Source organism: Cesiribacter andamanensis AMV16 (assembly GCF_000348925.1).
Taxonomy (GTDB): Bacteria; Bacteroidota; Bacteroidia; order Cytophagales; family Cyclobacteriaceae; genus Cesiribacter; species Cesiribacter andamanensis.
This window is the reverse complement of the sequence record NZ_AODQ01000115.1, coordinates 1-14,018: the sequence shown is the minus strand read 5'-3', so window position 1 is coordinate 14,018 and position 14,018 is coordinate 1. Positions and strand designations below refer to the sequence as shown.

Annotated in this window: 17 protein-coding genes and 1 pseudogene; 13 read left to right on the top strand and 5 right to left on the bottom strand. The window is 56.1% G+C overall.

Translation table 11 applies throughout. From position 1 onward, the window contains the following. The coding region (locus tag ADICEAN_RS16675; RefSeq protein ID WP_040397746.1) for an aminotransferase class III-fold pyridoxal phosphate-dependent enzyme at positions 1 to 294 on the bottom strand (294 nt) is incomplete at its 3' end. Between the two features lie 295 nt (positions 295 to 589). On the opposite strand from ADICEAN_RS16675, the gene ADICEAN_RS16670 reads away from it, so the two are divergent. The 6 genes from ADICEAN_RS16670 (at position 590) to ftsY (ending at position 3,104) form a co-directional block, all read left to right on the top strand. Further along, positions 590 to 1,111, top strand: coding sequence for a hypothetical protein (locus ADICEAN_RS16670; protein ID WP_009196819.1), 522 nt, complete (start codon positions 590 to 592; stop codon positions 1,109 to 1,111). Between the two features lie 39 nt (positions 1,112 to 1,150). After that, complete coding sequence (locus ADICEAN_RS16665) at positions 1,151 to 1,342, top strand: DUF5522 domain-containing protein (protein ID WP_040397751.1); 192 nt, start codon at positions 1,151 to 1,153, stop codon at positions 1,340 to 1,342. A gap of 82 nt (positions 1,343 to 1,424) precedes the next feature. Next, positions 1,425 to 1,661 carry a 50S ribosomal protein L28 gene (gene rpmB, locus ADICEAN_RS16660; protein WP_009196817.1) on the top strand — a complete coding sequence of 79 codons (237 nt, stop codon included), beginning with the start codon at positions 1,425 to 1,427 and terminating at the stop codon, positions 1,659 to 1,661. Between the two features lie 32 nt (positions 1,662 to 1,693). Continuing rightward, positions 1,694 to 1,876 carry a 50S ribosomal protein L33 gene (rpmG, locus tag ADICEAN_RS16655; RefSeq protein ID WP_009196816.1) on the top strand — a complete coding sequence of 61 codons (183 nt, stop codon included), beginning with the start codon at positions 1,694 to 1,696 and terminating at the stop codon, positions 1,874 to 1,876. A gap of 2 nt (positions 1,877 to 1,878) precedes the next feature. Then, positions 1,879 to 2,028, top strand: a complete 150-nt coding sequence (locus tag ADICEAN_RS22005; RefSeq protein ID WP_009196815.1) for a DUF4295 domain-containing protein — start codon at positions 1,879 to 1,881, stop codon at positions 2,026 to 2,028. An 86-nt stretch (positions 2,029 to 2,114) separates the two neighbouring features. Then, positions 2,115 to 3,104 carry a signal recognition particle-docking protein FtsY gene (ftsY, locus tag ADICEAN_RS16650; protein WP_009196814.1) on the top strand — a complete coding sequence of 330 codons (990 nt, stop codon included), beginning with the start codon at positions 2,115 to 2,117 and terminating at the stop codon, positions 3,102 to 3,104. Between the two features lie 238 nt (positions 3,105 to 3,342). On the opposite strand, the gene ADICEAN_RS16645 is transcribed toward ftsY, so the two are convergent. From ADICEAN_RS16645 to ADICEAN_RS16635, 3 genes are all read right to left on the bottom strand, one after another. Then, positions 3,343 to 3,936 carry a hypothetical protein gene (locus ADICEAN_RS16645; RefSeq protein ID WP_009196813.1) on the bottom strand — a complete coding sequence of 198 codons (594 nt, stop codon included), beginning with the start codon at positions 3,934 to 3,936 and terminating at the stop codon, positions 3,343 to 3,345. A gap of 189 nt (positions 3,937 to 4,125) precedes the next feature. Next, positions 4,126 to 4,821, bottom strand: coding sequence for a DUF6048 family protein (locus tag ADICEAN_RS16640; RefSeq protein ID WP_009196812.1), 696 nt, complete (start codon positions 4,819 to 4,821; stop codon positions 4,126 to 4,128). A gap of 1 nt (position 4,822) precedes the next feature. After that, positions 4,823 to 5,287, bottom strand: a complete 465-nt coding sequence (locus ADICEAN_RS16635) for a DUF6452 family protein (RefSeq protein WP_009196811.1) — start codon at positions 5,285 to 5,287, stop codon at positions 4,823 to 4,825. A 193-nt stretch (positions 5,288 to 5,480) separates the two neighbouring features. Between ADICEAN_RS16635 and rimO the strand changes: the two genes are divergently transcribed. From rimO to ADICEAN_RS23950, 7 genes and pseudogenes are all read left to right on the top strand, one after another. Beyond that, positions 5,481 to 6,797 carry a 30S ribosomal protein S12 methylthiotransferase RimO gene (gene rimO, locus ADICEAN_RS16630; protein WP_009196810.1) on the top strand — a complete coding sequence of 439 codons (1,317 nt, stop codon included), beginning with the start codon at positions 5,481 to 5,483 and terminating at the stop codon, positions 6,795 to 6,797. A gap of 244 nt (positions 6,798 to 7,041) precedes the next feature. Beyond that, positions 7,042 to 8,568 (top strand): sensor histidine kinase, encoded by a 1,527-nt coding sequence (locus ADICEAN_RS16625; protein ID WP_009196809.1) that lies wholly within the window; start codon positions 7,042 to 7,044, stop codon positions 8,566 to 8,568. A gap of 294 nt (positions 8,569 to 8,862) precedes the next feature. Then, positions 8,863 to 9,492, top strand: coding sequence for a hypothetical protein (locus ADICEAN_RS16620; protein ID WP_009196808.1), 630 nt, complete (start codon positions 8,863 to 8,865; stop codon positions 9,490 to 9,492). Beyond that, complete coding sequence (locus ADICEAN_RS16615; protein ID WP_009196807.1) at positions 9,485 to 9,787, top strand: winged helix-turn-helix domain-containing protein; 303 nt, start codon at positions 9,485 to 9,487, stop codon at positions 9,785 to 9,787. Before ADICEAN_RS16620 ends, ADICEAN_RS16615 begins: the two co-directional genes overlap by 8 nt. Before the next feature lie 98 nt (positions 9,788 to 9,885). Then, positions 9,886 to 11,247 (top strand): DUF4153 domain-containing protein, encoded by a 1,362-nt coding sequence (locus ADICEAN_RS16610; RefSeq protein WP_009196806.1) that lies wholly within the window; start codon positions 9,886 to 9,888, stop codon positions 11,245 to 11,247. Beyond that, positions 11,228 to 12,205, top strand: a complete 978-nt coding sequence (locus ADICEAN_RS16605) for an endonuclease/exonuclease/phosphatase family protein (protein WP_009196805.1) — start codon at positions 11,228 to 11,230, stop codon at positions 12,203 to 12,205. The genes ADICEAN_RS16610 and ADICEAN_RS16605 overlap by 20 nt, the downstream gene beginning before the upstream one ends. A 3-nt stretch (positions 12,206 to 12,208) precedes the next feature. Beyond that, positions 12,209 to 13,165, top strand: a pseudogene (locus ADICEAN_RS23950) (B12-binding domain-containing radical SAM protein); the annotation flags it as partial. Positions 13,166 to 13,603: 438 nt separating this feature from the next. Here ADICEAN_RS23950 and ADICEAN_RS23945 read toward each other — a convergent pair. Then, on the bottom strand, positions 13,604 to 13,939 hold the full coding sequence (locus ADICEAN_RS23945) for a helix-turn-helix domain-containing protein (RefSeq protein WP_394330763.1): 336 nt from the start codon (positions 13,937 to 13,939) through the stop codon (positions 13,604 to 13,606). Positions 13,940 to 14,018: the final 79 nt, after the last annotated feature.

Here is a 14,018-nt window from a genome sequence, read left to right as displayed (position 1 = left end):
GTATTCGGTTACATATTTTTCATATACCCCCAGCACATCATTGTAAAAAGCACGGGAGGTAAGGGTAAGCGTTTCGGCCTGCTCCTTAAGGGCGCCAATAATGCGCGGGTGGCAGTGCCCCTGGTTTACGGCACTGTAGGCCGAGAGGAAATCGAAGTAGCGCCTGCCTTCCACATCCCATACATAAACCCCCTCGCCCCGGGCCAGCACAACGGGCAGGGGATGATAGTTATGGGCGCCGTAGCGGTCTTCCAACTCCATGGCCTGCTGGCTGGATCGAATGTCTGTATTCATAGCAATAAGTAATTAATGGCAGGGGCTTTTGCTTGCCTGATGGGCCGGTCAAAAAACAGTTACGCCCACAAAAAAAGGATCCTGCGCTTCTGCAGGTAAAGATATCGATTTACGCAGAGAGCAAAAATAAAAGCAGGGAAGAAAACAAACGTTTTCGGCAAACGCACAACGCCCTTTCATAAAAAATAATTATTTGGTGGGGCAACTGCCGGCAGCCATGTGTTGTCTGACTGGATAGAAGCCCTTAGGTAAACACCCCAGGCCTCCTTATGTTCCTTTTTGCCCCTGTAACCCCATGAAATCTGTATGGCCCCTGCTGCTGCTTATTGCCCTGTCGCTGCCCGTAACGGCCCAGCTCCGGCAGTCTGTTTATCTGGAGGGCTTTGGCCGTAACATTGTAGGGCCGGCTCTGATGTATGAGCGCACCCGCAGCAGCGAGCGCCTGCTGAACCTGGAGTGGGGAGCCGGCATTGGCTATGTGTACCGCTCCTGGCTGGATGAGCCCCAAAACATTGTGGCCTCCCTGCCGCTGCAGCTGGGGGCCAACCTGGGCCGCCGGCACCATAAGTTTGAAATGGGCCTGGCCGGCTTTATCCCCCTGGGGCCTTACCGGGAGTATGAGGATGGCGCCGACCTGGACGATGACCCCAGCGGGCATGTGTACCCCATTACACTCTACCTGGGCTATAAACGCTACCCCAAAGAAGGCAATGGGTTGTATCTGCATTTCAATCTGCAGCCGCTGGTCAATAATTCCTGGATACCGGTATTTCCCTGGCTGGGCGCCGGCATTGGCTATTCTTTTCAAAAGAAATAAAAAGGCGTAGCTTTGTGGCCCCATCCCAACAGCCCCGCAGTGACCTCTAAACGCTCCAGCCCCCAAGCCCTGCAGCCCGGCGATTATTATTTTAATGCCCAGGGGCTGATGGTGTTTACCGAGCAGTACCACCTGCGGCGGGGCTACTGCTGCGGCAGCGGCTGCCGGCACTGCCCCTGGCGGCAGGGGGCCTGCGGGGAGAAAGAAAAGCAAAAAGGCAGCCAAAAATAGTTTTGGATTTTAAAATGCCTTTTGCGATATTTGCAAACTAATTTGGAATTACGAGCATTGATCGCTTAAAAGCATAGAAGTCATGGCCAGAGTTTGTCAAGTAACAGGAAAGAGACCAGTATCGGGTAACAACGTATCGCACGCCAACAACAAGACCAAGCGTAAATTTTACCCCAACCTGCAGAAGAAGCGTTTCTATCTGCCTGAGGAAGATCGTTGGATTACCCTGAAGGTATCTACGCAGGCCCTGCGTACCATCAACAAAAATGGCCTGCTCAACACGCTGAAAAAAGCGGCCCAAAAAGGAACCTTAAGCTAATTCGGACTAACCTCCAATAATCAGAACGCATCATGGCAAAGAAAGGCAACCGCATACAGGTAATTTTGGAGTGCACCGAACAAAAAACCACTACTGTTCCCGGCACTTCCCGTTACATCACGACTAAGAATCGGAAGAACACTCCGGAGCGTATTGAACTGAAGAAATACAATCCGAACCTGAAGAAAGTAACTGTTCACAAAGAAATTAAATAACCATGGCTAAGAAGGTAGTTGCAACCCTGAAGAATAAAGAAGCCAAAGGCTTCGCCAAGGTGATCAAAGCCGTGAAATCTCCCAAAACTGGTGCCTATACCTTTCGGGAAGAGATTGTACCGGTAGACCTGGTAAAAGACGCGCTGAAATAAGCGCAGCATACATTATTTGACAAGAGTCCCGTTGGTTCGGGACTTTTTTGTTATATTCCAAACAAGATTGTTTAACCTCCTCAGTCATGGGTCTTTTTGATTTTTTTAAGGAAAAGCCGGAGCAAAAACCGCAACCAAAGCCGGAAGAAAAACAGGAAAAGCTGGATCAGGGACTTGAAAAAACCAAGGAAAGTTTTTTCTCCAAACTGGGCAAGGCCGTAGCCGGCAAATCCAAGGTAGATGATGAGGTACTGGATGAGCTGGAGGAGATCCTGATCTCCAGCGATGTAGGGGTAGAGACCACCGTAAAGATCATTCGCCGCATTGAGGCCCGCGTGGCCCGGGACCTGTACCTGAACACCGCCGAGCTGGACCAGATCCTGCGCGAAGAAACCACTGCCCTGCTGGCCGAAAACAATCTGGCCGAGATCCGTGGCTTCCACATCCCCCAGGGCATCACCAAACCTTATACCATTCTGGTAGTAGGGGTAAACGGCGTGGGCAAAACCACCACCATTGGCAAGCTGGCTGCCCAGTATAAAGCCAATGGCAAAAAGGTAGTGCTGGGCGCTGCCGATACCTTTCGGGCAGCGGCCGTAGACCAGCTCAAGCTTTGGGGCGAGCGCGTAGGGGTACCGGTAATCTCCCATGGCATGAACACCGACCCGGCCTCCGTAGCCTATGATGCCGTAGAGACCGGCCAGCGCGAAGGCGCCGATGTGGTGATCATTGATACGGCCGGCCGCCTGCACAACAAGGTAAACCTGATGAACGAGCTGAGCAAGATCAAGCGGGTGATCCAGAAATTTGTGCCCGAGGCGCCCCATGATGTGATGCTGGTGCTGGACGGCAGCACCGGCCAGAATGCCATTTTGCAGGCCCGGGAATTCACCAAAGCCACCGACGTTACCTCTCTGGCCATTACCAAGCTGGATGGCACTGCCAAAGGGGGTGTGGTGATCGGCATCTCAGAAGAATTCAAGATCCCCGTAAAATACATTGGCGTAGGCGAAAAGGTAGAAGACCTGCAGGTGTTTGACCGCAAGGCATTTGTGAATACGCTCTTTAAGCGCTAAGCATTTACCTTTTTCAGACAAGCAAAGCCCACCACCCGGTGGGCTTTTTGTTCCGGTACCCCTTCCCTTAAATAACGTGGGTTAAAAACCTTGAAAAATTACTAATCGAAACGAATCCCCCTTCGCCAAGGGGGATTTTAGTGCCATTGACATACTTCTTTAGAAAATCCAATCCAGTACTATCGTTATTAAATCTATTGGTATGGATCTTACTCCATAACTCCCGTTGGTATAGCCCTCAATCCACATAGCCCTCATACTGCATATATTCCAGCCGGTTGTGGCGGAAGCGGAGCCGCAGGCTGACAGGGGTTTGTTCGGCCCGGATGATCAGGCTCTGGGGCATGTCCCTGAGCTGCTGTAGGTCGGGTATGCGGCGGGCCACCTCATCGGTGGTCATGCCCACCTCCAGCCCGCTGCCCATGGCAACTCCGGGTTTTCGAAGGGTGGCCGACTGCAGCATGTCCTTGATGGCCAGGCTATAGAACTCAAACAGGCTGCTGTCGCTCTTCACCGTTACCAGGGTATCGATCTGCCCCGGAATGTGCCGGTTGGGCTGTGGCTGCCGTCGGGTTACCTCGGCTTCGGGCATGCGGCTCAGCACCCCTTCTACCGTTAGCTCGGGCATCAGGCGCTGCATCAGCTGATCGCTGGTAATAGTGGTGTCTGCTCCGGCCCGCACCTGCAGCCGCACGGCAGCTGCCTCGGGATCGGCCTCTTCGGCCCCTATGGCCACAGGAGCCTGTACTTTACGCTCAGTGTTTTCGCAGGCCGTGCTGCCTGCCAGGAGAAGAAGCAGACTTGCTGCAAAAAAGGGTGTACGTACCGCCATACGCTAAAAAAATTAGGTCCCCTGCTTGCCGAAGCAAGGGTGTGCTGCTTTCTATATACGGTAAACAGGGGGAACAGGATCATTTCTCCCTTCTGCAAGAATTCCCTACTACTCCCCTCTCCTGCACTGACCAGCCCAAACCAGACAACAAGAAGGGGTACAGGCGAAACGCCGGGTAAGCGCCTACTGTTAGGGCCGGCTGCGGGAAAAGGGAATGCGGTAGAGCAGGTAATAGCTGAACTCAAACGAAGAGGCGGCACTGGCCCGTCCATACCCAGGCACCTCGTAGATCTGCAGCTGCTCTTCTTCACTAAAATGTGGCAGCAGCTTGAGGCTAAGGTTGTAGCCGGTATACAGCTGTTTCCAGATGCGGGCCTGCATGCCCCCGGAAAGCGAAAACCAGCCTGACCGCAGGCCGGTAGAGCTGCGGTTCACCTCCGAATCGCCGTAAATGCCTCGGGGATCTTCTACCACCCCGCTCAGGGTTTCATCAAACCAGCTGCGTCCATAGCCAAGCCCTATGGTTACCAGGTTGTGGTCGGGGTCGGTGGGGATCACATTCAGGTAAAGGCCCAGGCTAAGGGACTGCCCGCTGTGCTGGTAAGTGGTGATGGCACTGCTCAGCACCGCCTCGCTGCGGAGCCAGTTGAGGCTGGCGCCATACTGCAGGCGATCGCCCCGGCCGGCATCCAGGCGCATGTGCAGGTTGTAGAGGGTGCGTTCCGGACTGGCCAGGCCGCTAATCCAGGGCACTACATCCAGCCCCAGGCGCAGGCCCTGAAGCGCAAAGCGCCCCTCGGCCGAACTTAGCTGCTCCGGCGTATTCTGGATCACCGTATCGGCCCGCTGTGCAGGCGATAACAGGGGAAGCGCCAGCAGGCACATACTAATAAAATACCTGTACATCGGCTTCATTGCTGGGTTCCCGTAATTCGGTATTTAAGACACGTGTAGTGGCAAAGGTGCTGCGCACTACGGACAGCTCCTCAAAGGAAACCTCCAGGGGGCAGTCGGGTGCAATCAGGCGGTAGCGGCGCTGGTAGGCCAGTACCAGCGTATCGTCCCGCGCGGGCGCACTGGTCCGCTTAAAGAGAATGGTGGTGGTGTCGCTGAGCGGATTCAGGTAGAGAAAAATAGCCCGGGTGCTATCTATAGTATTGTTCCAGAACAGGCTGTCGGATGCCGTGCTCTTTACCTGGCCTACAACAACCGTATCCGTTATCGGTCCGTTGACCGACTGCTGGTAAAAGCCCAGCACCAGGCGGTTGGTGGCCGAGGAGAAGCAGGCTTCGTCGGGCTGGCAGCCCCAAAAGCCGAACAGGGAGAAGAGAATCAGGACAAAATACCTCATGCAGGCAGTAAAGTTAGGAATAAGAGGCTGCACCGGAAACCTACTGCTGGAGAAATTGTGTTATTTTTGCGTTTGCTTCCAAAAGCCCCCTGCAGGCCCCCATGCGGCATGAGCCCCGGCAGGCCGCAGGCCGCTTCAGCAAGTAGAACGCAAAAGGCAATAGTGCCTGTATCAGAGAAAGAAAGAACCGCATTTGAAAACCAAGGCCAAGAATCTCAAAAAGCATAAAGTTAACATTGTAACCATGGGTTGCAGCAAAAACCTGGTAGACTCCGAGGTGCTGCTCACCCAGCTGCGCGGCAACAATGTAGAGGCCACCCACGAGGCCCATAACGACGATGCCAACGTAATCGTTATCAACACCTGCGGCTTTATCGACAATGCCAAGCAGGAGAGCATTGACACCATATTGCGCTATGTAGATGCCAAGGTAGAGGGCCTGGTAGACAAAGTATACGTAACCGGCTGCCTGAGCCAGCGCTATAAGGATGATCTGGAGAAAGAGATTCCCGAGGTAGATTCCTGGTTTGGCACCCGCGACCTGCCCCGCCTCTTAAAGACCCTCAAGGCCGATTACAAGCACGAGCTGGTAGGCGAGCGCCTGCTGACCACCCACAGCCACTATGCCTACCTGAAGATCAGCGAGGGCTGCGACCGCCCCTGCTCCTTCTGCGCCATTCCCCTGATGCGGGGCGGCCACATCAGCCGGCCTATTGAAGAGCTGGTAAAGGAAGCCAGACACCTGGCCGCCGGCGGCACCAAAGAGCTGCTGCTCATTGCTCAGGACTCTACCTACTATGGCCTGGACCTCTACAAAAAGCGTAACCTGGCCGAGCTGATGAACCGCCTGGCCGATGTAGAGGGCATTGACTGGATCCGCCTGCATTATGCCTACCCCACCGGCTTTCCGCTGGATGTGCTGGATGTGATGCGGGAGCGCCCCAACATCTGCAACTACCTGGACATACCCCTGCAGCACGGCAGCACCGAGGTGCTGAAACTGATGCGCCGCGGCACCACCCGCCAGAAGCAGGAAGAGCTGATCCACACCATCCGGGACAAAGTGCCCGGCATTGCCATCCGCAGCACCTTTATAGCCGGCCACCCCGGCGAGGGCGAGGCCGAATTTGAGGAAATGCTAAGCTTTGCCGAGCGCATGCGCTTTGACCGCCTGGGGGTATTTACCTACTCGCATGAGGATAACACGCATGCTTATGGCATGGAAGACCTGCTGACGGATGAGGTGAAACAGCAGCGGGCCGATGAGCTGATGGAGCTGCAGGAAGGCATCAGCGCCGAACTGAACCAGCAGAAGATTGGCCAGACCTTTAAGGTGCTGATCGATAAGAAGGAAAGTGGCTACTATGTAGGCCGCACCGAGGCCGACTCGCCCGAGGTAGACAATGAGGTGCTCATCGATGCCAGCACCACCTATCTGCGGGTGGGCGATTTTGCCCAGGTGACCATTACCGGCGCAGCAGAATTTGACTTGTATGGCGTAGTTTCCTAAGCTACCCAAACCATCCCCCTTACCTAAGCCTTGCCGGATACCTGCGGCAAGGCTTATTTTTTAGGCACACGGACTACCCAGCTAGCGGTTGCGAAGGGGTGAGAGCCCGGGAATACCCCCTTCGGCCTGCCCCCTCGCTCCAAAGTATGCATGATGTTCTCAGGTACTTGCAGAATCAGTCCGTATATTCCTGAAAATTTGCCCATTCCTCCTCCCCACTTTTACCTTATAGATGCACAGCACTATGGTTGAATCCCTCTTTTCAAGTTTTGAAAATAATTACATGCCCCATGGGCACTGTTATTTCTGGGAACCCTACATTCTGTGGTCACATGCCCTATCCGACAGCATCATTGCCCTGGCCTACATGACCATTCCCCTAAGTCTGGTAAAAATTGTGCGCGGCCGCCGGGAGGATGACTTTGCCTATATGTGGATGCTGGTACTGTTTGCCCTGTTCATCCTGGGCTGCGGCGCTACCCATGTGATGGATGTGGTCAACATCTGGGAGCCCTGGTACTATACCGATTCGGCCATCCGCATCATTACGGCCCTGGCCTCCATTGGTACGGCCATTATGCTGGTGAAGGTAACACCCCAGCTGATCATGCTGCCCAGCGCCCGCCGCTGGCAACAGATGAACAGCGAGCTGAAAAGCCTCAACGACTCCCTGGAGCAAAAGGTGCAGGAGCGCACCCGGGAGCTGGAACAGATGGCTGAACGCTACAAATTCATGACCAACGCCATTCCGCAAATCGTCTGGACAGCCAATGCCCGGGGCGAGGTGGACTTCTTTAACGACAACTGGTATGCCTACACGGGCCTGACGGAACCGGAAAGCCTCCTGAGCGGATGGGGCAAGGTAATCCATCCGCAGGACCTGGCTGCGGTGGTAGAGCAGTGGAGCAACAGCATTGCCGGGGGCACCCCCTTTGAAGCAAAGTTTCGCATGAAGAATGTAGAGGAGGAGTACTACTGGCACCTGGGCAGGGGCATTCCCATGACGGATGCCAGCGGCGCCGTTAGCCAGTGGTTTGGTACGGTAACCAACATTCATGAGCAGGTAGAAAAGCAGGAAGAGCTGCAGCGCATCAACGAAGACCTGGACAACTTTGTCTACACCGCCTCCCATGACCTGAAAACCCCCATCCTCAACATCGAAGGTCTGCTGACCCTGCTCCACAGCAAGGCGCCGGCCGGCGAGCGCACCGACCTGGGCAATATTTACAGCCGCATGGACCTCTCGGTGCAGAAGCTTAAGGATACCATTCATGACCTGGCCGACATCAGCCGTATCCAGCGCGAAAGTGCCGACGAGCTGCACTGGATTGTACTGCCCGAGCTGATAGAAGAGTTCAAGGTAAACAGCCTGATGGAGTATGAAGCCTCCGGTGCCCGTATCGAAACCGATCTGGAAGAAGAGGAGATCTGCTGTATGTCCCGCAAACACATGCGCAGCCTGCTGGATAATCTGCTGGGCAATGCATTAAAATACAGGCATCCCGACCGTACGCCCCATATACAGGTGCGTACCCGCCTGCAGGGTGAGGAATACAGCATCAGTGTGCAGGACAATGGCATCGGCATTTCGCCGGAGCACCAGCCCAGGGTATTTGATATGTTCAGGCGCTTTCACCTGCAGGCAACCGGCACCGGCGTGGGGCTGTATATTGTAAAAAAGATCGTAGATAAATACGCCGGTCGCATTGAGCTACAAAGTACCCCTGGTCAGGGCAGTACCTTTACGGTCTGGCTGAAAAAACGATCCTGACCCCCCTTATCCCTCTTTGGAAGCCTGTTTTCGGACAGGCTTTTTTTATTTCGGGCAGGTAAAGTATGGGTTACATTTCTTAGAAAGGTAGGAAGATGTACTCACCTACCCACCCCTCCCCCCTCCAAGGCTAATCTTGTAGGGGGTAGGGGTGGGTTGGTAGGTTTCCTGAAGAATTTAGTCCATACTTCACATTCCGGGCTGATCGTGGAAGCGGGATAGCCAATTATTTTTTTCCGGAACACTGGCTTTTGTCAGAGGCATTCACTTACTTTGAAACACAAAGTACTTTAGATGAACAAAACCGATACCTACCTATCCGACCTGGCCGAGATCCGTTCCATGATGGAGCGCTCCAGCCGCTTTATCTCCCTATCGGGCTTGTCGGGCGTTATCATGGGTCTGTATGCCCTGGCAGGCGCAGCCGCTGCCTGGTATGTACTTCGGCAGGATGGGGTTTTGCTGCAGGAGGGACTGGAGCGCCAGGCTGCCAGCCAGCAGGCCATGCTGCAGCTGCTGGGCATTGGCCTGGGCGTGCTGGTGCTGGCCCTGATCACCGCCGTATGGCTCACCATCCGCAAAAGTCACAAGACGGGCCAGTCCATTTGGGACCAGTCGGCCCGCCGCCTGCTCATCAGCCTGATGATTCCGCTGGTTACCGGCGGCCTGCTCTGCCTGATCTTTATGAGCCGCGGGTATGTGAGTGTGGTGGCTCCCATTACCCTCATCTTCTACGGCATGGCACTGGTAAACGGCAGCAAGTATACCCTGCATGATATCCAAAGCCTGGGCCTGCTGCAGATTGGGCTGGGGCTGTTATCGGCACTCTTCCTGGGCTTTGGCTTACTCTTCTGGGCAATAGGCTTTGGTGTGTTGCACATTGTCTACGGCCTGTACATGTACTATCGCTACGAGCGTGCTTAATCCGATCCAACATTTAAATAAAGCCTTTGAGAACAAGGTGCGGCTGGGCATCATGTCCCTGCTGATGATCCATGAGGAGCTGGAGTTTACCCGCATCAAGGAGCTGCTGCAGCTTACCGACGGCAACCTGGCCAGCCACTCCCGCGCGCTGGAGAGTGCCGGCTATGTGGAAGTGGAAAAAAGCTTTGTGGGCCGCAAGCCCAATACCCTCTACCGGGCTACCAAAGCGGGGCGCAGCGCTTTTCAGCAGCACCTGGATGCGCTGGAGGTGCTCATCCGGCAGGGAAGAGACTAGGCCTAAGCATAAGGGAATGTAGCCCCTAGCCATTACAAGGACAGGCAGCTGTCCTCTTTTTTGACCCATTAACTTTGAAATACAAAGTACTTTATATTATGAAAACTAAATTTCTGATTCAAACCTTTGCCGCCATGCTGGGCACCTATCTGCTCTACCAGGCTGATTGGGGACTTAACGTGCTGCTGCTGGCCCTTGCAGTGGTAGGCCTGCTGATGCAGTTCCAGAAGCTGCCGCTCCTCCCTGCCCTGCTTTTTCTAGTGGCAGCCCTGCTGGTTGCCATCAGTGGCTCGCTGCTGGCGCTGGTGCTCTTCTGGCTGCTACTGCTGCTGGTGGTAGCCCTTTCGCATAGCCGCCTGTCCTGGCCGGTGGCGCTGCTGGAGGGGCTTCAAAAGCTGCTGAGTGCTGGCTGGCGCATGGTATTTCAGCAAAAGCAGTTACCAATGCGGGGTTTTTCGCTGGGTAAGAGCCTGCTGCTTACGCTTCCTCCCCTTTTCATTACCCTGCTATTCTATGCCCTTTATTCCAGCGCCAATCCGGTTTTTGCCGATCGCATTTCGCTGGCGCAGCTGCCACTGCCCAGGCCTTCCTGGTTTCTGCTCTTTTTTCTGCTGCTCTACCTGAGCTATGCGCTGGTTTATGCCCTGCCCGCCAAAAGCCTGCAGCCCTGGGATGTGCGCCAGCCCGATGTGCTGCTGCGCCGGCGCAAAAAAAGCCCCTTTAACCCCCTATGGCTCAAGTATGAGTATAAGACCGCCCTTATTGCCCTGGCAATGCTCAATGCCCTGCTGCTGCTCTTTCACGGGGTGGATCTGCTTACCCTGCTGGAGGGGCGGCCGGCACAGGGGGTCACCTTTGCCCAATGGGTACACCAGGGGGTAGGTACCCTCATTGTTTCCATAGTGCTGGCGGTAGCGCTGCTGATATGGGTATTCCGGGGCAATCTGAACTTTTTTATCCATAACCAGAACCTGCGCCTGCTGGCCCGGGCCTGGATCATCCAGAATGCCTTGCTGGTGCTGAGCACTGCCCTTAAAAACAGCTGGTATGTGGCCAGCTACGGCCTTACTTACAAGCGCATTGGCGTAGGGGTGTACCTGCTGCTGGTGCTCATCGGGCTGATCACAACCTGGAGCAAGATCTCCCACAAAAACACCCTTTGGTGGATGATCAAGGGAAACCTGAAAGCCACGCTGCTGGTGCTGCTGCTGACCGCCTGCCTGCCCTGGGGCCGCCTGATTGCCTGGTACAACCTGGAGCAGGCCCGGGTACCTGATGGCGCCTACCTGATGGAACTACCCCTGCACACCACCGATCAGCTGGTAAAGCACCAGCACCTGCTCACTGACCAGCAGCTGCTGCGCCTGGAGTTTCGCCGGGAAGTGCTACAAAAGTCTACCACTCTTGAAAACTGGAAAAGCTGGACCTTATTAAACCACTATGCTGCCAAAAATCTTTAACCCCCTTGCCCGGCTGGCCTGGCTTGGCTGGCTCCTGGGCCCCCTGCTGGGCCTGATCGCCTACTGCCCCCTCTTTCTTTTTATGCTGATGGGCGCCTGGCTGCCGCATCTGCTAGCCCTTAGCCTGCTGTGCGCCTGCTTACTGCTCTGGCAGGAGCGCCATTTTGCCGGTGGCTGGCTGCTGGGCTGGATCCTGCTATCGGCCTGCGTGCTGGCGCCGCAGGATACCCCCCTGCCGGGTACCACTCCGCAGAAAACCTCACTGCGTGTGGCCCAGCTCAATGTGCTCATGTTCAACGGCCGGCATGAGCAGGTAGCCCGGGAAGTGCTGACGCTGGAGGCCGATGTGCTGGCCTTTCAGGAAGTAGACGGGCTGTGGGCCGAGCGGCTGGTGGCTGCCCTGGCCGCCGACTATCCTTATTACAGCCTGGCACCCCGGAACAATTGCTATGGCATGGCCCTCTTTTCTAAAAAGCCCCTGGAGGGGGTACAACTGCGCCTGCTGGAAGGCTACCCCCTCATTAGCGCCCGCATTCGGGAAGGGGGGCAGGATACGCTCCTTATCAGCCTGCATGCTGCTTCGCCCATGACCCGGCAGCGCTACCATACCCGCAACCGTCAATTGCAGGCGGTGGCGGATCTTATACAGGAAAAGGGGCTGCCCAGCCTGGTGATCGGCGACTTTAACGCTGTGCCCTGGGATAGGGCCCTGCGCCCCCTGCTGCAGGAGGCCGGCCTTCGGGACAGCCGCCGCCAGCACTACACCGCTACCTGGCCAAGCCCCCTGGGCCGCTGGGGCATTCCCATCGATTATGTGCTGCACAGTGCTCACTGGCAGACGCTCTCGCACAGCAGCTTTTCCATACCCGGCTCCGATCATAAGGGGATGGTAGCCACCCTGGCCTGGCAGGCAGCACCCGCACCCAAGCAGACCATCCACCTTACATCCACTCCCTGACCCATGAAGGTAAAAATGATTCTCCCCTCGCTGGCCGAGGCCAAAAGCCCCCTCTGGCGCCCCATCAAGTACTCCCTGTTCCCACCCCTGGGGCTGGCTACGCTGGCGTCCTATCTGGCTCCGGATGATGAGGTGGAGCTGCAGGACCTGCATGTGGAAACGCTGAACCTCAACGACAGTCCCGATCTGGTGGTTATCCAGGTCTACATCACCAATGCCTACCGGGCCTATGCCATAGCCGACCATTACCGCCGGCAGGGGGCCTATGTGGTGCTGGGCGGCCTGCACGTCACCTCCCTGCCGGAGGAAGCCGCCCGGCATGCCGACAGCATTTTTCTGGGTCCTGGCGAGGAAACCTTTCCCCAGTTTCTAAAAGATTTTCGCCGGGGAGAGGCAAAAAAGCGCTACTTTTCTTCGGTGCGTACGCTGGAGGGACTCCCCCCGGTGCGGCGGGACCTGATCAAGCGGCACCGCTACCTGGTGCCCAACTCGCTGGTGGTAACGCGGGGCTGTCCGCACCACTGCTCCTTCTGCTATAAAGATGCCTTCTTTCAGGGGGGCAAGGGTTTTTACACCCAGGCGGTTGATGATGCCCTGGCCGAAATAGAGCGCCTGCCCGGCAAGCATCTTTACTTTCTGGACGATCACCTGCTGGGCAATACCCCCTTTGCCGAAGCGCTTTTTGCCGGGATGAAGGGGATGAATCGGGTATTTCAGGGAGCCTCTACGGTAGATGCCATCCTGCGGGGCGACCTCATCGAGAAAGCAGCCGATGCCGGCCTGCGCAGCCTCTTTGTCGGCTTTGAAACCTTCTCCCCCCAGAACCTGAAGCAGAGCAACAAAAAGCAGAACCTGAAAAAGGATTATGAGAAAGCCGTTCGGCGCCTGCATGATCTGGGCATCATGATCAACGGCAGCTTTGTGTTTGGGCTGGACGATGATGATCGGGATGTGTTCAAACGCACCGTAGACTGGGGGGTAGAAAATTCCCTGACCACCTCCACCTATCACATCCTGACCCCCTACCCCGGCACCCAGCTGTATACGGATATGGAAGCTCAGGGGCGCCTGCTCCACAGGCTGTGGGACCTGTACGATACCCGGCATGTGGTCTACAAAACCACCAAACTCTCGGCCCGGGAGCTGGAGGAGGGGTACCACTGGGCATACAAAGAATTCTATTCCTGGAGCAACATAGCCAAAGCGGCCCTTGCCCACAAGAGCCTGAAACACCAGGCCAAACACCTGGCCTATGCCGGCGGCTGGAAAAAACTGGAGCCCATGTGGAACCTCATCATCAACTCCGGCGCCCTCAATACCATGCTGCCCATTCTGGAGGCCATTCTCTCCAAGGTGAAAAAGAAGGCAATGCGCCGCTGCCCGAGCTTGCAGGACTCCCTACTCCTGCCGCCACCGCCTGAGGGCCCGTCGGTAGCTGCTGGCATCGCTATAGCCCAGCAGCTCGGCCAGCTGCTGCTGGCTAAGGCTGCGGCTCTGCAGAAAGGCCTGGCTGAGGGTTTGGCGCACCTCGTCCAGCAGCTGGCGGTAAGAGCTGCCCTCCTGCTCCAGCTGGCGCTGCAGCTGGCGGGGGTGCAGCTGCAGGCTACCGGCCAGCTCTTCCAGCGTGGGCCAGTGGTGGCCGGCCAGGCGCAGCAGCTGGCTGCGCAGCCGATCGCCAAAGGAAGCATGCTGCCGGGCCAGCGCCTGCGCCGAGCTGAGCTGCAGCAGCTGCATTAGCTCGCTATTAAAGGTCACTACCGGCTCCTGTGCCAGCCTGGCCGGGAAGAATAGCGTCATTTTGTCCCTGCCCAAC